The 19333-nt window shown below is 68.1% G+C and carries 17 protein-coding genes; 11 read left to right on the forward strand and 6 right to left on the reverse strand.

The window, feature by feature from the left end; all coding sequences use genetic code 11:
• Nucleotides 1-9 precede the first annotated feature (9 nt).
• Nucleotides 10-1221 carry a cell envelope lipid trafficking protein PgfA gene (gene pgfA, locus ABIA65_RS01260; RefSeq protein ID WP_241401686.1) on the forward strand — a complete coding sequence of 404 codons (1212 nt, stop codon included), beginning with the start codon at nucleotides 10-12 and terminating at the stop codon, nucleotides 1219-1221.
• Nucleotides 1222-1241: 20 nt separating this feature from the next.
• Entirely contained in the window at nucleotides 1242-2918 is a 1677-nt protein-coding gene (locus ABIA65_RS01265) for an MmpA family trehalose lipid delivery protein (protein ID WP_354522357.1), read from the forward strand.
• Here the strand turns inward: ABIA65_RS01265 and ABIA65_RS01270 are convergent.
• Nucleotides 2915-4111 carry a glycosyltransferase family 4 protein gene (locus ABIA65_RS01270; protein ID WP_241401688.1) on the reverse strand — a complete coding sequence of 399 codons (1197 nt, stop codon included), beginning with the start codon at nucleotides 4109-4111 and terminating at the stop codon, nucleotides 2915-2917. The genes ABIA65_RS01265 and ABIA65_RS01270 overlap by 4 nt on opposite strands.
• A gap of 36 nt (nucleotides 4112-4147) precedes the next feature.
• Here ABIA65_RS01270 and ABIA65_RS01275 point away from each other — a divergent pair, with 36 nt between their 5' ends.
• Nucleotides 4148-4912, forward strand: a complete 765-nt coding sequence (locus ABIA65_RS01275) for a class I SAM-dependent methyltransferase (protein ID WP_241401689.1) — start codon at nucleotides 4148-4150, stop codon at nucleotides 4910-4912.
• 80 nt (nucleotides 4913-4992) lie between these two features.
• Nucleotides 4993-6465: an aldehyde dehydrogenase gene (locus tag ABIA65_RS01280; protein WP_241401690.1), complete on the forward strand. Its 1473-nt coding sequence runs from the start codon at nucleotides 4993-4995 to the stop codon at nucleotides 6463-6465.
• Between the two features lie 89 nt (nucleotides 6466-6554).
• Here ABIA65_RS01280 and ABIA65_RS01285 read toward each other — a convergent pair whose 3' ends face one another.
• From ABIA65_RS01285 to ABIA65_RS01295, 3 genes are all read right to left on the reverse strand, one after another.
• A complete protein-coding gene (locus tag ABIA65_RS01285) occupies nucleotides 6555-8390 on the reverse strand; it encodes an acyl-CoA dehydrogenase (protein WP_354522358.1) in 1836 nt (611 codons plus the stop codon).
• A gap of 97 nt (nucleotides 8391-8487) precedes the next feature.
• Complete coding sequence (locus tag ABIA65_RS01290; protein ID WP_354522359.1) at nucleotides 8488-9012, reverse strand: dihydrofolate reductase family protein; 525 nt, start codon at nucleotides 9010-9012, stop codon at nucleotides 8488-8490.
• A gap of 2 nt (nucleotides 9013-9014) precedes the next feature.
• Nucleotides 9015-9947, reverse strand: coding sequence for a helix-turn-helix domain-containing protein (locus ABIA65_RS01295; RefSeq protein ID WP_241405899.1), 933 nt, complete (start codon nucleotides 9945-9947; stop codon nucleotides 9015-9017).
• 73 nt (nucleotides 9948-10020) lie between these two features.
• On the opposite strand from ABIA65_RS01295, the gene ABIA65_RS01300 reads away from it, so the two are divergent.
• Both ABIA65_RS01300 and ABIA65_RS01305 read left to right on the forward strand, forming a co-directional pair.
• Nucleotides 10021-11166, forward strand: a complete 1146-nt coding sequence (locus tag ABIA65_RS01300) for an acyl-CoA dehydrogenase family protein (RefSeq protein ID WP_354522360.1) — start codon at nucleotides 10021-10023, stop codon at nucleotides 11164-11166.
• A gap of 11 nt (nucleotides 11167-11177) precedes the next feature.
• On the forward strand, nucleotides 11178-12191 hold the full coding sequence (locus tag ABIA65_RS01305) for an acyl-CoA dehydrogenase family protein (protein WP_354522361.1): 1014 nt from the start codon (nucleotides 11178-11180) through the stop codon (nucleotides 12189-12191).
• 10 nt (nucleotides 12192-12201) lie between these two features.
• On the opposite strand, the gene ABIA65_RS01310 is transcribed toward ABIA65_RS01305, so the two are convergent.
• A complete protein-coding gene (locus ABIA65_RS01310) occupies nucleotides 12202-13047 on the reverse strand; it encodes an arylamine N-acetyltransferase family protein (protein ID WP_354522362.1) in 846 nt (281 codons plus the stop codon).
• 103 nt (nucleotides 13048-13150) lie between these two features.
• On the opposite strand from ABIA65_RS01310, the gene ABIA65_RS01315 reads away from it, so the two are divergent.
• The 5 genes from ABIA65_RS01315 to ABIA65_RS01335 all read left to right on the forward strand — a co-directional run bounded on the left by ABIA65_RS01315 (nucleotide 13151) and on the right by ABIA65_RS01335 (nucleotide 17859).
• Complete coding sequence (locus ABIA65_RS01315) at nucleotides 13151-13639, forward strand: hypothetical protein (RefSeq protein WP_354522363.1); 489 nt, start codon at nucleotides 13151-13153, stop codon at nucleotides 13637-13639.
• Between the two features lie 22 nt (nucleotides 13640-13661).
• The gene (locus ABIA65_RS01320; RefSeq protein ID WP_241401697.1) at nucleotides 13662-14093 is read left to right on the forward strand and encodes an MYST family histone acetyltransferase; all 432 of its coding nucleotides are present in this window, start codon (nucleotides 13662-13664) and stop codon (nucleotides 14091-14093) included.
• Between the two features lie 157 nt (nucleotides 14094-14250).
• Entirely contained in the window at nucleotides 14251-14991 is a 741-nt protein-coding gene (locus ABIA65_RS01325; protein WP_241405900.1) for a 1-acyl-sn-glycerol-3-phosphate acyltransferase, read from the forward strand.
• Complete coding sequence (gene fadD12 / locus ABIA65_RS01330; RefSeq protein WP_354522364.1) at nucleotides 14991-16616, forward strand: acyl-CoA ligase FadD12; 1626 nt, start codon at nucleotides 14991-14993, stop codon at nucleotides 16614-16616. The genes ABIA65_RS01325 and fadD12 overlap by 1 nt, the downstream gene beginning before the upstream one ends.
• On the forward strand, nucleotides 16606-17859 hold the full coding sequence (locus tag ABIA65_RS01335; RefSeq protein WP_241401699.1) for an alpha/beta hydrolase: 1254 nt from the start codon (nucleotides 16606-16608) through the stop codon (nucleotides 17857-17859). The genes fadD12 and ABIA65_RS01335 overlap by 11 nt, the downstream gene beginning before the upstream one ends.
• On the opposite strand, the gene ABIA65_RS01340 is transcribed toward ABIA65_RS01335, so the two are convergent.
• Nucleotides 17856-19286, reverse strand: a complete 1431-nt coding sequence (locus ABIA65_RS01340) for a WS/DGAT/MGAT family O-acyltransferase (protein ID WP_354522365.1) — start codon at nucleotides 19284-19286, stop codon at nucleotides 17856-17858. The genes ABIA65_RS01335 and ABIA65_RS01340 overlap by 4 nt on opposite strands.
• Between the last annotated feature and the right edge of the window lie 47 nt (nucleotides 19287-19333).

Consider the following 19333-nt stretch of genomic DNA (forward strand, 5'->3'; position numbering starts at 1 on the left):
GAGCACGGTTTGAACCGCGCTGTGGCGCTGCGTATCGCAGCGTGCGGGCTCATGGGATTGGGCGCCGCCCTTCTCATCGCCGCACTGTTGTTGTCCACGTACACGACGAGCAAGATCGCGAAGATCCCGCTCGACATCGACACCACGTTGGTCAGTGACGGGACCGGCACAGCCTTCAAGCCGTCCTCGCTGACTGAGCCGAAGTTCGTCGTCGACGAGGACGTCCCGATCGTCCTGCAGCAGCAGATCAGCGTGGAGTCACCGGCGAACGCCGACGTCGTCACGCTCCAGGTCGGCGACACTCTGCGCCGCGCCGACAAGCAGCAGGACAACGGTCTGCTGCTGGCGATGGTCGACACCGTCACACTCGACCGCAAGACCGCCCTGGCGGTGTCCAGTGACACCAACCCGGGTGGCGCCGTGCAGAAGCCGCGCAGCATCGAGGACAAGAACCCGCCGACCAACGTCGCGTTGCCGCACGAGGGGCTGACCTACCGGTTCCCATTCGACACCGAGAAGAAGACCTACCCGTTCTTCGACCCGATCGCACAGAAGCCGTACGACGCGAACTACGAGGGTGAAGAGGACGTCAACGGCCTGACCACCTACCGGTTCACCCAGAACGTCGGCTACGACGACGAGGGCAAGCTGGTCGAGCCGATCAAGTACGCCTCCCTGTACGAGAACGACGAGGACGCCCAGGTCACGGCGCGCGCCGAACTGTGGGGCCTGCCTGCTGACGATCCGATGGATCCCATCACGATGACGCGCTACTACGCCGCGCAGCGCAGCTTCTGGGTCGACCCGGTGTCGGGCACCATCGTGAAGTCCGAGGAGCACGGCTTCCACTACTACGCACGCGAGGCCCTGAAGCCCGAGGTCACGTTCGCCGACTACAAGATCACCTCCACCGATGAGACCGTCGAGTCGCAGGTGGCCAGTGCCCGTGACGAGGGCGACACCCTCGCACTGTGGGGTCGCATCCTGCCCATCACCTTCACCGCGCTGGGACTCCTCACGCTTGTCGGCGGTGCGCTGCTGGGGACATTCACCCTGCGTGCCGAGTCGGCGCTGATCGACCCCGGTCTCGACGACGCCGACCACGGCTTCTTCGGTAGACGCTCGACCGAGGACTCCGGTCCGATGCCCGCTGCGGAGGCGAAGACGGAGAAGCTGCCCACGCAGCGGCCGTCGGAACTGCCGCCCGACAGACCGGTCTGATCGCACCCAACCGATGGGCGGTGCCTGCGTACTCGCTGGCGCTCTCACTGCTGGTGACGGCGCCGCTGCTGGCGCCGGGCCATCTGCTGCTGCGCGACGCCGTCTCGACGCCGCGGTCCTACCTCTCCGATGCGGCGCTTGGCCTGTCGGGGGCCGCGCCGCGTGCCCTGCCCCAAGACTTCGCGATCGCCGTGGCCTCCCACATCCTCGACGGCGGGGTGGTGGTCAAGGCCCTTCTCATCGCCGGTCTGTGGCTGGCCGCCTGGGGTGCGGCTCGCCTGGCGGCGGTCGTGGTGCCCGATGCCGGTCTGCCCGGCCAGTTCGTCGCCGCGACCCTCGCGGTCTGGAACCCCTACGTCGCCGAACGTCTTCTGCAGGGCCACTGGAGCCTGCTGGTCGGTTACGGCTGCCTGCCGTGGGTGGCGGCGGCGATGCTCCGGCTGCGGTCCGGGGACGGCACGTCGGGGCCGACACCGGTGTGGCCGGTGCTGTTCTGGACCGCGCTGGCTGGGCTGACACCCACAGGCCTCCTGCTGGCGGGAATCGTCGCGCTGGTGTGCGTTGCGGCGCCGGGAGCCGGCCGGGGCAGGTGGATGTGCGCCGCGGTGTCGCTGGGCGCGTCGACCCTGGGCGCGCTGCCCTGGCTGGTGGCGTCGGTGGGTGCGGGCTCGCTGTCGTCGAGCCAGGCCGTCGGTATCCATGAATTCGCGGCACGTGCCGAGCCCGGCCTCGGCACGCTCGGCAGCCTCGCCGGGCTGGGCGGCATGTGGAACAGCCAGGCCATACCGGACTCTCGGACAACGCTTTTCGCGGTGATCGCGACGCTTACACTCCTCGCAGTCGTCGCACTGGGGTTGCCGACCGTGCTGCGCATGCCGCAGGCGGTACCGCTGCTGGTGCTGTCCGCGGTGGCCGTGGCACTACCCGCTCTCGCGGCGACGGGGCCGGGGCTGGCCGCTCTGCAGGCGACGGTGCAGGCCGTGCCGGGACTCGGCGTGCTGCGCGACACGCAGAAGTGGGTGGCCCTCGCGGTGCCGGGCTACGCGGTGGCGGCGGCCGCGGCTGTCGTCACGCTGCGACCGCGGATCCCCGCCGCGGCGACGGGCCTGGTGTACTGCCTGGCGTTGATCGCGGTGCTGCCCGACCTGGCGTGGGGAGTGGGCGGGAAGGTCACGACCGTGCGCTATCCCGCGGGGTGGTCGACGGTCGCGGCGATGATCAACGCCGACCCGCGACCGGTCGCGGTGCTGCCACCCGACAGCATGCGGAAGTTCACGTGGGCCGGCGACGCCCCCGTGCTCGACCCGCTGCCGCGGTGGGTGTCGGCCGACGTGCTGACCACCGGCGACCTACTCATCGGCGGTCAGCGGGTGCCCGGTGAGGGAAATCGGGCCCGCGATATCGAAGCGCTGGTGCTCTCCGGGGCGGGCGCCGACGAACTGGCCCGGGCCGGGGTGGGCTGGGTGGTGGTTGAGACATCCGGCGCGTCAACAGCTTCGAAGGCCCCGGGACCCGACCTGGACCTGCCCGTCGCCTACGCCGACGACGATCTGACGCTGTACCGAGTCGGCGGCGACCACCCGGATTCGCAGCTCCGCGGCATTCTCATCGCCGCGCATCTGGGCTGGCTCGCCGCGCTCGTCATCGGCGGTGTCGGGACAGTGCTTGCCCTGCGCCGCCGGCGAGTGGCGAGCTAGACGAGCCCGCCGATTCGGCGGCCGTCGACAGTCGCGTCCAGCACAGTGCGCATGGCGTCAGCGCTTTGGCGCCAGGAGAACTCGCCGCTGCGCACCTGGGCCTTGGCACCCAGCTCGGCGCGCAGCACCCCGTCGAGCAGCAGGCGTTCGGTCGCCGACACGAGATCGTCGAGGTCGTCGACGAGCAGTCCGGTGACCCCGTCGACGACGGAGTCGGTCAGCCCGCCAGAGGACCGGTAGCCGATGGTCGGCACCGCGTGCTGGGCGGCCTCGATGACGGCCAGGCCCCAGCCCTCCTTGCGCGATGGCAGCAGATGCACCCAACTGCGCTGCAGCACCAGGTGTTTGGCGTGTTCATCAACGTGCCCGTGGAATGTCACCGAGTCTGCGATGCCGAGGCCCGCGGCATGCTCGACGAGCCTGTCGTGCCACCAGCCGCCACCGAGGATCTCCAGTCGCAGATCCGGTATGACCGGCAGCAGCCGCGCGACGGCGTCCAGCACGTCCTCGATCTGCTTGTGCGGGACCAGACGTGACAGCACCACCACTGTCGGTGTGTCAGAACGGGGCGGGGTCAAGGTCTCCACAGGGGCCTCGTCGACGCCGTTGCGCACGACCGCGACATGTCCGGGATCGACGCCGAGATCGGCGAGGTCACGCGCCGATGGCAACGACACCGTGACGTACTGGTTGCCGCGGTGCGCGCGCGGTGACAGCCGCGACTCCACGAACCAGCCGATCCGGCTCAGCACGCGGCCCGCCACCGGCCACTGCTCACGGTGACAGTGGTGCACCAGCACCACGGCGCGGGTCCCGAACACGACGCGGGCCAGGAACGGCAGGCCGTTCTGGGTGTCGATCACGACGTCCGGGCGCACTCGACGCAACGGCCCGACGCCGATCCGTGCACCGATCATCGCGAACATCGCGAGGACGTACACCGAGTAGGGGCCACCCGCGCGGTTGATCGCGACGCCGTCGACCGTCTCGTTCCGGGGCGCCCCCGGGTAGCGGGCGGTGCGCAGCGTGACACGCACGCCGTCAGCCGCCAGCGCGGCGCCAACACGCTGCAGGTAGGTCTCGCTGCCACCGCCCTGCGGGTGTCCGGTGTCGCGCCAGCACAACAGCAGCGCGGAGCGGACACGGGTCGGAGGGCAGGAGCGAAGCGACCCGGGACTTGATGGGTGAGACATCGAGAGCCAGAGTAGTCGCCACCTAGGCTCGGTCCCGTGGTCGTCAGCAAAATTCCGGGCCGCTGGGCGACGCTGCGGCGCTCGGTACGGCTGCTCAGCGAGTTCAGGTTCGAACAGAGCGATCCGGCGCGGTTCTACGGCGCGCTGGCCGATGACACCGTCGCGCTCGTCGCGTCGTTGTGGACTGCGCTGTGCGGCACGACGCCTGCGGGACGGACGCTGCTCGACGTCGGCGGCGGGCCCGGCTACTTCGCCGACGCGTTCGCCGACGCCGGGATGCACTACATCGGCGTTGAGCCCGACCCGTCCGAGATGCACGCCGGACCTGCGGGCGAACCCGGGGCTGGCACGTTCGTGCGGGCCTCGGGCATGGCGCTGCCGTTCGCCGACGACAGCGTCGAGGTCTGCCTGTCATCGAACGTCGCCGAGCACGTGCGCGAACCCTGGCTGCTGGGCAACGAGATGCTGCGCGTGACGCGCCCCGGCGGCCTGGTGGTGCTGTCCTACACGGTGTGGCTTGGTCCGTTCGGCGGTCACGAGATGGGCCTGACGCACTATCTGGGCGGGGCACGCGCCGCCGACCGCTATGCCCGCAGGCACGGCCGCCGGCCCAAGAACGACTACGGCTCCTCGTTGTTCGCCGTCTCCGCCGCCGACGGTCTCGAGTGGGCGGCGAGCACGGGCGCGCTGGTCGCCGCATTCCCCCGCTACCACCCGCGATGGGCGTGGTGGACGGTGCGCGTGCCACTGTTGAGGGAGTTCACGGTGAGCAATCTGGTGCTTGTGCTGCGACCTTCCTGAACCCTCGAATGGAACAGGTTCTCGTTTCGCGGATCGATGGGTAATGTGACGCTCATGACATGGCGGCCGCGAGGAGCGAAATGACACAGAGCACGGCGTTCAAGACCGAGTGGGACAAGTTGTTCATCGGCGGCAAGTGGGTCGAGCCGTCGACGACCGAGGTCATCGAGGTGCACTCCCCGGCGACGGGTGAGCTGGTCGGCAAGGTTCCGCTGGCCGCCGAGGCCGACGTGAACGCCGCCTGCGCCGCCGCCCGCAAGGCCTTCGACGAGGGCCCGTGGCCGCAGATGTCGCCGCAGGAGCGGGGCGCGGTGCTCGCTGCCGCCGTCAAGATCATGGAGGAGCGCGCCGATGAGCTGAAGTTCCTCCTGGGTGCCGAGACCGGCCAGCCGCCGACGATCGTCGACATGATGCAGTACGGCGCCGCGATGTCGGCGTTCGTCCACTACGCGGGTGCCGCCGACAAGTTCACCTGGCGCGACTTCCGTGACGGCGTCTACGGCCAGACGATGGTGGTTCGCGAGCCGATCGGTGTCGTCGGCGCGGTCACCGCATGGAACGTGCCGTTCTTCCTGGCTGCCAACAAGCTCGGCCCCGCACTGCTGGCCGGCTGCACCATCGTGCTCAAGCCGGCCTCCGAGACACCGCTGTCGGTATTCGCCATGGCCGAGATGTTCGCCGAGGCGGGCTTGCCCGAGGGCGTGTTGTCGATCGTGCCCGGCGGCCCGGAGACCGGCCGCGCGCTGACGTCCAACCCCGAGCTCGACAAGTACACGTTCACCGGCAGCAGTGCGGTCGGCAAGGAGATCGCCAAGATCGCGGCCGAGAACCTCAAGGCCTGCACGCTGGAGCTCGGCGGCAAGTCGGCGGCCATCATCCTCGAGGACGCCGATCTCGACTCGACGCTGCCGATGCTGGTGTTCTCCGGCCTGATGAACACCGGCCAGGCCTGTGTGGGTCAGACCCGCATCCTCGCGCCGCGGTCGCGCTACGACGAGGTCGTGGAGAAGCTGTCGGCCGCAGTCGCCGCGATGCCGGTCGGTGGGTCGGACAACGCGGGCGCGATGATCGGCCCGCTGATCTCCGAGCGGCAGCGTGAGCGCGTCGAGGGTTACATCAAGCAGGGCGTCGACGAGGGTGCGCGCATCGTCACCGGCGGCGGCCGCCCCGAGGGGCTCGACGACGGCTGGTTCGTGCAGCCGACGGTGTTCGCCGACGTCGACAACTCCATGGTCATCGCGCAGGAGGAGATCTTCGGACCCGTCCTCGCGGTGATCGCCTACGACACCGAGGACGACGCGGTCCGGATCGCCAACGACTCGGTCTACGGCCTGGCCGGCAGCGTCTACACCACCGACAACGACAAGGCGATGAAGATCGCGTCCAAGATTCGTACCGGCACCTACGCGGTCAACATGTACGCGTTCGACCCGGGCGCGCCGTTCGGTGGCTACAAGAACTCGGGCATCGGCCGTGAGAACGGCTGGGAGGGCATCGAGTCCTACTGCGAGCAGAAGAGCATCCTGCTGCCGTTCGGCTACACCCCGGCGTAGTAACCCACCACGACGTCGCCGAGACTGCGGTCAGATCACGAATTCCACTGGAAACGCGATCTGGCCGCAGTCTCGCGGCGTTCTGGGGTCTAGAAGGACTCTTCGGCGAGTTCCATGACCGCCAGGTCGACATCGTCGATCTTGCGCCGGTCGGCGGTCAGTCGCGGGAGCACGTTCTTGGCGAAGAACCGGGCCGCGCCGACCTTGCCCTGGTAGTAGGCACGGTCGCGGTCGGAGACGTCGCCGTCGAGTGAACCGAGCGCGATCTCTGCGCCGCGCAGCAGCAGCCAGCTGATCACCAGATCGCCGACGGCGAACAGGAACGACACCGACTCCAGCCCCAACCGGTACAGCTCACGGGAACTCTCCTGCGAGGCGATCAGGAATCCGGTCATCGTGGCGACCATGGCCTGCACGTCGGCCAGGGCCGTGGCCAGCAGCACCCGGCAGTCGGCGAGTTCCTCGCGAGCGGACTCGCTGGTCAGGAAGGCCTGTATCTGCCCGGAGATGTGGCCAAGCGCGACGCCTTGATCGCGGGCGATCTTGCGGAAGAAGAAGTCCTGCGCCTGGATGGCGGTGGTGCCCTCATACAGCGAGTCGATCTTCGCGTCGCGGATGTACTGCTCGATCGGATAGTCCTGCAGGAAGCCCGACCCGCCGAAGGTCTGCAGGCTCTCGGTGAGCGTCTGATAGGCGCGCTCGGAGCCCACGCCCTTGACGATCGGCAGCAGCAGATCGTTGACCCGCTCGGCGAGCGCGGCGTCGGCCCCCGATACGACGAACGCGGCCGACGGGTCCTGGTGTGCTGCGGTGTACAGGTACAGCGACCGCAGCCCCTCGGCGTAGGCCTTCTGGGTCATCAACGCTCGCCGAACGTCGGGGTGGTGCAGGATGCTGACCCGCGGTGCCGACTTGTCGGTCATCTGCGTCAGATCGGCTCCCTGGATACGGGTCTTCGCGTACTCCAGAGCGTTGAGGTATCCCGTCGACAGCGTCGATATGGCCTTGGTGCCGACCATCATTCGCGCGTACTCGATGATCTTGAACATCTGTGCGATGCCGTTGTGCACATCGCCCACCAGCCAGCCGACGGCGGGCCGATCGTGCTGGCCGAACGTCAGCTCGCAGGTCGCCGAGACCTTCAGCCCCATCTTGTGTTCGAGGTTGGTGACGTAGACGCCGTTGCGTTCGCCCGGCTCACCGGTCTGCGGGTCGGGCATAAACTTGGGGACCAGGAACAGCGATAGCCCCTTGGTGCCCGGACCAGCGCCCTCGGGGCGCGCCAGCACCATGTGCATGATGTTCTCGAAGAGGTCGTCGGAGTCACCCGAGGTGATGAAGCGCTTCACACCGTCCAGATGCCACGTCCCGTCGGGCTGCTCGACGGCCTTGGTGCGTCCGGCACCGACGTCGGAGCCGGCGTCGGGTTCGGTGAGCACCATCGTCGCGCCCCAGTTGCGATCGATAGCCATTGCGGCCCAATGCTTCTGCTGCTCGTTGCCGATGTGGTAGAGGATGTTCGCGAGAACCGGACCGGCGAGGTAGATGAACGCGGCGGGCTGAGCGCCGAGCGCGAACTCGTTGATCGCCCAGGTCACCATCGAGGGCGCGGGCATCCCGCCGACCTCCTCGACCAGTCCGATGCGGAACCACTCGCCCTGCTGCCACGTCCGCACCGATTTCTTGAACGGCTCGGGCAGCGTCACCGTGTGGGTGTCGGGATCGAATGTCGGTGGATGGCGGTCGGACTCGGCGAACGCCTCGGCCAGCGGCCCCTCGGCCTGTCGGGCAGCCTCAGCCAGCATCTCCCGCACCGTGGCGGGGTCCAGATCGCCGAACTCTCCGGTGGCGAGCACCTTCTCCAGATCCAGGACTTCGAAGAGGTTGAATTCCAGATCGCGCACATTGCTCTTGTAGTGGCCCATGACCCGCGCCTTTCACGATCGAATGCGCACCAAGCCTAGCCGCGATTACCCGTCGGTAACCAGTTATCGGGGCCGGGCCCACTGCTCAGTCAGAGCGTCAGGCGGCCTTCGCCCAGCGTGCGCAGACGAAGTCGCCGTTGACGGCCGACTCGAGGAGCTTCCACTCCGATCGTGTGGGCAACACGCGAGCCCCCGCGCCCAGCGAACACGGTGCGTAGGAGACGATGATCTCGTCCACCAGGCCAGCGGCGACGAACTGCGCGGCGACGTGCCCACCACCGAGCAGCCAGACGTCCCTGTCGGCCGCCGCCTCCACCAGCGCCGGGTACAGGTCGGTGATCTGACCCGAGAACGTGTGCACCGGATGGCCGTCGGCGATGATTCCCGGCCGGCTGGTGAGCACCCACGACGGCTGTTCATACATCCAGTCACCGGGCTGGTTGTCGCGGACCCACTCGTAGGTACTGGAGCCCATCACCAGTGCGCCAACGGATTTCGCGAACGCCTCGTAGCCGAACGGGCCATCGACGTCGATATCGCGCGTCAGCAGCCAGGCCAGGCTGTCGTTCTCGTCGACGATGAAGCCGTCCAGGCTCGACGCGGTGTAGTAAATGCAGGCCATTGTCAGTTTCCTCTCATCCAGTCCAGTGGGTCGCCGAGCCCGGTGCGCACGCCGTGGCGGGCGAGCATCGCTCGTACGAGTTCGCGCCGGTGCGCGGAGTAGGTCAGGACGTGCGCGACGATGCCGTAGAGCTGGAAGGACTCCGGCGGATCGCATAGCGCGTCGATCACGGTGTCGCCGAGACGGCCCTGTTGTGCGTGGTCGGCGATCATCGCGCTCCAGCGGGCGGCGATGCCACGGTGGTCGTCGGCCAGGTCAGCCGCCGACCTGCGTGGGAGACGCGTGGGCTGGTCCCGGCCCTCGATGCTGGCCAGCCACACCTGTTTGGTCCAGACGATCGCCCCGAGTACCGCGCCGACGGACTCCTCCTCACCGTCCCATTCCAGTACCACCTGCCCGGGTGAAAGCCGTTCCGTCCATTGCTCTTCGGTCAGCTCCATCGCGTGGGCGATGAGGTGGTCGGTGTCGGCCAGGTCATGGGCGACCATGAGCTGGGAGACATCGGGTGCCGTGTCGTTCGGGTCGCCGCGCAACCACAGCGACTCGGGCGGGTGAAAGTGCAGCCCGTTGGGTGCGGTCAGCCAGAAGTCGACGTCGGCGGCCTGCGACGGCGGGACACCGTAGGAGCGCCGGAACGCCCGGGAGAACACCTCGGCCGACGACCACCCCTCGTCGGCGGCGACGGCCGCGACACCCTCCCCCCGCTGCAGACGCCACGCGGCGCGCTCGAGCATGACGCGGCGACGCAGCGCAGCTGGCGGCTCTCCCGTCAACCGACGCACCTGACGGGAGAAGTGGAACTCCGAGGCGAAGCTGCTGCGTGCCATGTCGGCGACATCGGAGTTATCGCCGTCGACCACCGCGTCGAGCAGTTCGCGTAGGCGGTCGCGGCGCGAGTTCGGTTGGTCGCTCACAGTCAACGAGTATGGGTGCATCGCCGCCGCAGGCACATGACGTTTCCTGCTCTCCCGCCTTGCCTGCGACGCTGCGCACTAGACTCGCCGCACAGTGAGCGAATTCGACGCGCTGTGCGCCAACAATGACGACCTGGCTGAACTACGGTCCGCGGTCCGGTCGTTTCTCGCCGCGGACCGTGACCGGTACGGCTGGCGGCCTGCCGTCGACTGCTGGTTGTCCCGGTGGGACGCCGACTTCAGCATTCGGTTGGCGAAGGCGGGTTTCGTCGGTCTGACCATTCCCGTCGAGTACGGCGGACGCGGGTTGGGTTATCTGCACCGGTATGTGGTGACCGAGGAGATGCTCGCGCACGGAGCGCCGGTCGGGGCGCACTGGATCGCCGACCGTCAGGTCGCGCCCGCGCTGCTGACCTACGGTTCCGAGGAGCAGCGGCGCAGGCTGCTACCCCGCATCGCCGAGGGCCGGTTGTACTCCGCGATCGGTATGAGCGAGTACGGCGCGGGCTCCGATCTCGCCGCTGTCGCCACCCGGGCCACCCGCTCGGATGACGGCTGGGTCCTCAACGGCTCCAAGGTGTGGACCAGCGGCGCCCACGAGGCCCACCAGGTGGTGGTGCTGGCCAGGAGCAGTCCGCTGGACCCCGAGCACAGGCACGCCGGCTTCAGCCAGTTCATCGTGCCCACCGACGCACCCGGCGTCACCATCGAGCCGATCATTCTCATGAACGGCGAACACCACTTCAACGAGGTGCGCTTCGACGACGTCGCGCTGTCCGATGGCGACCTGCTCGGCGATGTCGGTGACGGGTGGCATCAGGTGACCTCCGAACTCGGCTTCGAGCGCAGCGGCCCCGAGCGTTTCCTGTCAACGGCCACACTGCTTTTCGCGACCATCGACGCGCTGGGCCGCCGCGACGTCGACGACCGCACGGCCGCCGAGGTCGGCGACCTGGTGGCGCGGATGATCTCGTTGCGCCAACTGTCGATATCGGTGGCGCGGGCGCTGACCGAGGGGCAGGACGCCAATGCGCGCGCCGCGCTGGTGAAGGATCTGGGCACCAGGTTCGAGCAGGACTCGGTGGAGATTGCCGCCGACCTCATCGACGCCCTCGACGGACCCGATACCGAACCGCTGCGCGCGATGCTGGCCACGGCGCGCGTGCACTCACCACTTTTCACCCTGCGCGGCGGTACCAATGAGGTTCTGCGCGGTGTCGTCGCGAAGGCCCTGGCATGACAGAAGCAGGCATGACAGACGAACTCCGCCAACTGGTCGACGATATCGGCCGCCGCTCGTTCGACGAGCGCGTGGGTCAGCACACGTTGCCGGTGGCCTTCGACACCGCCCTGTGGCGCACTCTGGAGGAGACCGGCCTGACCCGGCTGACCACCGCCCAGGGTGCCGGACCGACCGAGGTGGCCACCGTCCTCGGCAGTCTGGCCCGCTATGCCGCCGCCGTGCCAATCGCCGAAACCGACCTTCTCGCAGCATGGTTGGCCGACCAGGCCAGCCTCCCGGTGCCCACCGACGGGCCCATGACCGTCGCGATCGCCCGCGGTGAGGCGATCGACGGACGGCTGGTCGGCACGGCCGTCGACGTTCCGTGGCCGGACTCGCCTGCGATGCTGCTCGCGGTCGGCACCTCCGATGCCACCCACGTCACGGTGTGCTCAGGCGCCGAGGCCACCACCTCACACAACCTCGCCGGCGAGCCACGCGGCACAATCGATTTCGATCTCGCGGTGGCGGACACGGTGCGCCTGCCCACGGGCGTGTACGACGAACTCGTGCGCCGCGGGGCGTGGGCGCGCAGCGTGCAGATCGTCGGTGCGTTCGACGCCGCAGCCGCGCTGACGGCGGCGCACACGCGTGAGCGCATCCAGTTCGGTCGCCCACTCAAGGCCTTTCAGGCGGTGCAGCACTCCCTCGCCGGCATGCTGGGTGAGGTCGAACGCGCAAGAGCGGCAACCGCACTGGCAGTGTCCGCAGCAGCCGACCACGGATTCGACAGTGATCAAGCCGAGTTCGCGGTCACAGTCGCCAAGGTGGCCGTCGGCCGGGCGGTCGGTCCGGTCACCACCATCGCCCACCAGTTGCATGGTGCGATCGGTGTGACGATCGAGCATCAGCTCTGGCTGGCCACCATGCGCGCGCGCAGTTGGTCCGATGAGTTCGGCAGCGCAGGACACCACGCCAGGCGGCTCGGACGGCGTGCGCTCGCCGCCGAGAACCCGTGGGATCTCGTGGTCGGCGGCCCATAGCCAGGGCGACTCAGGTGTCGAGCACCTGGGTCAACCGCGCCTCGACGACGCTGCGGCCGCCGAGATCGTCGATATCGATGCCGAACGTGCCGGCGAGGACGTCCAGCACCTGCGCCGCGGTGTCGAACCGGATCTTCTCGCTGCCGTTCGCGCGATGAATCGCCAGATTGCGGCCGCGCAGGTTGTAGCGCGCCTCGTCGGTCACCAACGCCGCAGTGAGACCGGTGACGAAGATTGACGACGGATGCGTCGAGACGTACCAGCTGCCGACCTCCAGGTCGATCCGCGGCCGCGGCTGTGTGGTGAACACGTACAGCGACTGCCACGTCTCGCGGACCTGTGCACACAGCATCAGCTGCGCACCGTCCTCGACGATTCGGTAGGGCTCGTGCCGGGTCTGCTGTATTGGGCCCGCGACCAACCGGATCGGGGACGACAGGGTCTGTCCACCGAACCCGACGTCGACGAGGAAGGGCTGATCGTCTCCGGGCACCGTCACCGACAGCACCTGGTGTGTCTTCGCCGGGAGCGGCGCACCGGGTTCTCTCATCCACACCACCCGTCCGGTGATGCGTTCGACACCGAACCCCAGCGCGTCCAGTACGAAGCCGAACAGCCCGTTGTGTTCGTAGCAGTAGCCGCCCCGGCGGCGCGCCACGAGCTTGTCCTCGAGCACCACCGGTCCCAGCTCGTCGACCGGCACACCGAGCACTGGGTCGAGGTTCTCGAAGGGAATCGTGCGGCCGTGCGCGGCCACCAGCGCGTGCAGCGCCTCCTCGGTCGGGCTCGTCGGGCCGTCATAGCCGATTCGGGTGAGGTAGGCGGCCGGGTCGAGATCGGGGGCGGCTTCGGTCATGCCCCCCATGGTGCGGCCTCAACTCTGGTTCAGGTCAACTTCACACCCACGATGTGACCCTGACTACTGCACATGGTGTCCGAGAGGCGCAGTATGGAGTCAAATGACCAAATTGACGCACACGGCGATAGTCGCCATGGCCCTGTCGCTCATGGCCATCACCCCCGCGACCGCCTCCGCGAGTCCCGAGCAGGCCGGTGCCGCGCAGATGCCTATGACCAGCAAGTGGCGCGCGTGCGACTTCACCTTGATGAAGTGGCCCGCCGCGACCGGCGATGCGCGCCCGTTCGCGCAGGTCAGCTCGTCGGCGGGCACCGTCACCGCCAACGTCACGATCCACACCGCCGTGCCCAACACCCACTACGACGTGCGGGTGATTCAGACACCGCGGCCATCCATTGGCTGTGCGCCGGGGGCCCCTGGCGTGATCGCTGGTGGCCTACAGACCGATGGCACCGGCGTCGGCGGCGTGTCCCTGGTCGGCCCGGTCGCAACTGACGCGACCGGCGCATGGGTGATAGTGACGCGGCCGGCTGCGCACTCACAAACGCCCGAGGAGTTCTACACCACGACCTTCATCGCCGCGATCTAGTCGGACATCAGTGCCGATCCGGGTGTCTTCCAGGTGGATTCTCGTCGCCACGACAGCGTTGCTGCTGACGGCCGCGGGGTGTTCGAGCGACGAACCGGCGAGCACCGTCCCGTCGGGACAGACCAGCGACTCGGCGGCGCAGCCCACACCGGGCCAGGAGCCCGCCGAGCCCGGCAGCGCCGAGCAGGGTTCCGCGGACTTCGGCCCGCTGCCGCCGCTCGATTCCAAGGGCTGTATTGACGTGACCAGCGCCAACCTCGACCTCGCGGTGGCCACCAACGCCGACCAGGCGCGAGCGGCCGCCGACATCATCGCGGGGTTCGGACCGCCCGCGTCAGTAGCCGAGGCGCTCGAGCACTTCGTCGGTACCGGCGGCGTCCACTTCGACGACCCCGACTTCAGCGAGTACAACGCCCGGATCGACGGCTGGGTCAAGGCGGTGTGCCCGCTGTAGCTGCTGAGGATTTCCCCCTCGGCCGCGATCCGGTACCCTAAAACTAGAACACGTTCCAATTTGCCCAGGGGGTCCCGTGAACGCGAACGACGTCAGCCCGTCAGAGATCGGGTCGTCCGAGATAACGAAGTGGGACCCGGGGCTCACCGAACGCGTCATGGGCCTGCTCCGCCCGCTGATCAAGGGGTACCACCGTGCCGAGGTGCGGGGCCTGGACGACTTCCCGGCCGGCGGCGCGCTGGTCGTGGGCAATCACTCGGGTGGTTTGTTCGCGATGGACGTGCCGGTGTTCGCGACGGGCTTCTACGAGCGGTTCGGCTACGACCGCCCCGTCTTCACGCTGAGCCACGACATCATCTTCACCGGACCCACCGGTGACTTCTTCCGCAAGACCGGATTCATCGGTGCCAATCACGAGAACGCCGACGAGGCGCTCCGGTCGGGCGGCGTCGTCATCGTGTTCCCCGGTGGCGACTTCGACGTGTACCGGCCGACCCTGTCGGAGGACAGGATCGACTTCGGCGGTCGCACCGGTTATGTGCGCGCCGCGATCAATGCCGGTGTGCCGATCGTGCCCTCGGTGTCGATAGGCGGTCAGCAGGCGCAGTTCTTCCTGTCCCGCGGTGAGTGGATGGCCAAGGCGCTGCGCCTGGACAAGCTGCTGCGCGTGAAGATCCTGCCCATATCGTTCGGGTTCCCGTTCGGCTTGAGCGCCGTGCTGCCCGTCAATCTGCCTCTGCCGACCAAGATCGTCACGCAGGTGCTGCCCGCCATCGACATCGTCGCCACCTTCGGCGAGGACCCCGACGTCGACGAGGTCGACGCCCACGTCCGGCACGTCATGCAGACCGCGATGGACGAGCTCGCCAAGGAACGCAAGCTGCCGGTGCTCGGCTGATGGAGCGGCTCACTGGTCCCCTCGGATTGGTCTCGACAATGGTGCGGGCCGGCGTCATCGCCCCGCTGCGACCCGACAAGTACGTCCGGATCGCGGCGGCGATGGCACGCGAGAAGATGGGCATCACATCGGGTTTCGCGGCGGCCGCCCAGCGGTGTCCGGATCGCCCCGGTCTCATCGACGAGATCGGCACGCTGACCTGGCGCGAGCTGGACGAGCGCGCTGACGCGTTGGCCGCGGCCCTGCAGACGCTGCCCGTCGAGGTGAAGACCGTCGCCATCATGGCGCGCAATCACCGCGGCTTCGTGGACTCCCTCATCGCCGCCAACCGCATCGGCGCGGACATCCTGCTGCTGAACACATCGTTCGCCGGTCCGGCGATGGCCGAGGTCATAGCCCGTGAGGGTGCCGACGTCGTCATCTACGACGAGGAGTTCACCCCCACCGTCGACCGGGCCCTCGCCGACGCGCCCGGCACACTGCGCATCCTCGCCTGGACGGACACCGAGAAGCACGCGCGCACCGTCGAGAGGCTGATCCGGTCGCATCTCGGCGCACAACCCGAGCCGGCCAAGACCAAGGCACGCACGATCCTGCTGACGTCGGGCACCACCGGAACACCCAAGGGCGCCAGCCACTCCGGGGGTGGGCCCGAGACGCTCAAGGCCATCCTCGACCGCACCCCGTGGCGCGCCGAGGAGACCACGGTGATCGTCGCACCGATGTTTCACGCGTGGGGTTTCTCGCAGTTGGCGTTCGCCGCATCGATGGCGTGCACCATCGTCACGCGCCGCAAGTTCGACCCCGAGGCCACCCTGGCTCTGGTCGACACCCACCGCGCCACCGGGCTGTGCGTCGTGCCGGTCATGTTCGACCGCATCATGGATCTGCCTGCCGCCGTGCGCGCCCGCTACAGCGGACGGAGCCTGCGCTTCGCCGCGGCATCGGGCTCGCGGATGCGGCCCGACGTGGTCACCAGCTTCATGGACCAGTTCGGCGACGTCATCTACAACAACTACAACGCCACCGAGGCCGGCATGATCGCCACCGCGACACCGGCCGATCTGCGCGCCCATCCGGACACCGCGGGCAGGCCTGCCGAGGGCACCGACATCAAGATCCTCGACGGCGATCTGCGCGAGGTCCCGACCGGTGAGGTCGGCACGATCTACGTCCGCAACTCGACACAGTTCGACGGCTACACGAACGGTGCCACCAAGGACTTCCACCAGGACTACATGTCCAGCGGCGATGTCGGCTATCTCGATGCCGTGGGCCGGCTCTTCGTGGTCGGCCGCGATGACGAGATGATCGTCTCCGGTGGGGAGAACGTCTATCCCATCGAGGTCGAGAAGACGCTCGCCGGCCACTCCGACGTCGCCGAGGCTTTCGTGCTCGGCGTCGACGACGAGCAGTACGGGCAGCGTCTCGCGGCGTTCGTCGTGCTTGTCGACGGCGCATCGACGACCGGCGACGCGCTCAAGGCGCACGTCCGGGAGAACCTCGCGAACTACAAGGTGCCGCGGTCGATCACCGTCCTCGAGGTCCTGCCCCGCGGCAGCACTGGCAAGATCCTTCGACGTGACCTCCAAGAACTCCTCTCGACGGACGGCGATGAGGCGTAGGCGAACCTATCCCCTGCTGCGGGCGACGGCAGAGCTGGCCAACGCCGCCAATGCGGTGCGACCGCTGGGCCGCGAGGGCTACATCACGATTCCGGTGTTCTTCTTGGGCTGGCCCACTGGCGAGGCCGCCCCGGTCGTGGCGGGCGCGTCCGTGCTGGACGCGGTGCGACGTGGACTCAGAGGCGACTTCAAGGGACCGCGCGGGCGGATCGCGCTGGCGCTGACAGCGGTCTCCTGGGGGCTGCTCGCACACGTCTACCGCCGCAGCGCGCAATCGCAGAGGTACTTCGAGGATCCCCTGGCCGAAGCGCTTGGCGAGAACTACGGTGCCATCGCCGAACGGGAGCGTCGCCGTCGGCCGGGCGGTGTCCTTCGCACGTCGTGGAGTCGCCGCCAGTACGTCAAGAAGGCCGACATCGTCCGCTACGGCCCGCATCGCCAGAACGTGGCCGATATCTGGCACCGCGCCGACCTGCCTCTGGACGGTAAGGCGCCGGTGCTACTGCAGGTGCCCGGTGGGGCCTGGATGATCGGCATGCGGCGCCCGCAGGCGTACCCCATGCTGAGCCACATGGCCGAGGAGGGCTGGGTCTGCGTGTCGATCGCGTACCGGATCAGCCCGCGCCACACCTGGCCCGCCCACATCGTCGACGTCAAGCGGGCGCTGGCGTGGGTCAAGGAGAACATCGCCGAGTACGGCGGGGATCCCGACTTCGTGGCCATCACCGGGGGCTCGGCAGGCGGCCACCTCACCGCGCTCGCGGCGTTGACGCCCAATGAGCCGCAGTGGCAGCCCGGATTCGAGTCCGCCGACACCTCTGTTGTGGCCGCGGTGCCGATCTACGGCCGCTACGACTGGTTCTCCCGCGAGGGCTCCGGCCGCCCCGAGTTCATCTCGATCCTGCAGCGCTTCATCGTCAAGATGCGCCTCGCCGACAACCGACAGGTCTATCTCGACGCCTCCCCCATCACCAAGGTCCGACCGGACGCCCCGCCCTTCTTCATCCTGCACGGTGAGGATGACTCGATCATCCCCGTCGGGGAGGGGCGTGAGTTCGCGAAGGCGCTCGAGGAGAAGTCCGACGAGGTCGTCGTGTACGCCGAGATCCCGCACGCCCAGCACGCATTCGACTTCTTCGGCTCACCGCACGGCCACTTCACCGCGACCGCTGTGGGCCACTTCCTGGATTGGGTGAAGGCCAAGCGCGCACCCGCGCCACCGTCGGAGACGACTGAGGGCTAGCTGGTCCGATCCTGGGCCATCGCGGACTCGATGACCGTCAGCTCCTCGGAAAGTCCTGCCGCGCGCCGGATTTCGATGAAGGCGTCGATCATCGCATCGGTGAGTTCATGCGGATCCGACAGCGTGGCGCCATCGGAGAGAACCGAGACGTTGAGCTGGTCGACGTAGCTCCACACCGTGATGTTCAGACCACTACCGGTGGTCAGCGGGCCCACCGAATAGATCTCGGTGACCAGTGCACCACCGACGCGACCGGGCTCCCGGGGTCCCGGCACGTTCGAGATCGGCAGGTTGAGCACCTTGTTCTGGCCGTCCTTGTTGGCCAGCCAGCGGAACAACGCCTCGGCGGGAGCGGGCGGTAAGTACGCCGACCACCGGCTGACCAGTTCGGGCCCCATCAGGTGGTTGGCCTCCTTGGCGTCCACCGCGCCATCGTGCACGGCCTGCACGCGAGCCAGTGGATCCTCGAGGTGGATGGGCAGCACCATCATGACGCCGGTGAAGCGGTTGCCCGAGATTCGCTCCCGGGAGAAGTCGAAACTCACTGGTACGGAAGCCAACAACGGATGATCGGCCTGACCGTCGTGGCTCAGTGACAGCTCGCGCAGCGCACCCGCCGAGATCGCGAGGACCATATCGTTGATGGTGACGCCCAGGTGCTTGGCGGTCTCCTTGACATCGGCCAGCGATAACGTCGCCGTGGCGAACTTCCTTGTGCCGTCGACCATGTGGTTCATGAAGTTGGGCGGCGGAGTGAAGGGACGGGTCAGCTCGGGCGACAACTTGCGCGTGCTCTTGCGCACCCGGCCCATGCCCTGCGCCGTGTAGCGCATCACCCCGGGAATCCGCCCGATCTGACGCATGTGGTCGGCGAACGCCGTGCGGACCAGCTCTCCGCCGCCGGGCGCCGGATCGGTGGCATACGAGTCGCGATCGGACTGCGGGCCAGATTGCAGGTCCATGCCCCGTGCCAGGAGGTTGGCCGACGCCACCCCATCGGCCAGTGCGTGGTGGATCTTGCCAAGGACGGCAATGCGGCCGCCCGCCAGTCCCTCGATGAGGTACATCTCCCACAGCGGACGACTGCGGTCGAGCTGCGTGCTGGCGATCTTGCCCACCGCGTCGTCGAGTTCGCGCCGCCCACCCGGGCTGTCCACCTGATAGGACCGGACGTGGTACTCCAGGTCAACCGGGCAGTTCTCGCGCCACATCGGGTGATGGAACTTGAACGGGATATCGACCAGTTCGTAGCGGAACGGGTCGAGTTTGTAGAGCCTGCCGTGGATTACCTGGCGAAACTCGTCGATCCCGAACGCCCTGCCCTTGAGCTCGGAGATGTCGATCACCGCGAGCTTGAGGGTGTGCATGTGCACGGTCGGCGTCTCGGAGTACAGCAGGACCGCGTCCCAACCGCTGAGCCTTTTCACCTCGTTACCTCCACCTACGAGAGCTTGCGCGAGGGGACATGACCATG

The sequence above is a fragment of the Mycolicibacterium sp. 624 genome, from assembly GCF_040548615.1.
Lineage (GTDB): Bacteria > Actinomycetota > Actinomycetes > Mycobacteriales > Mycobacteriaceae > Mycobacterium.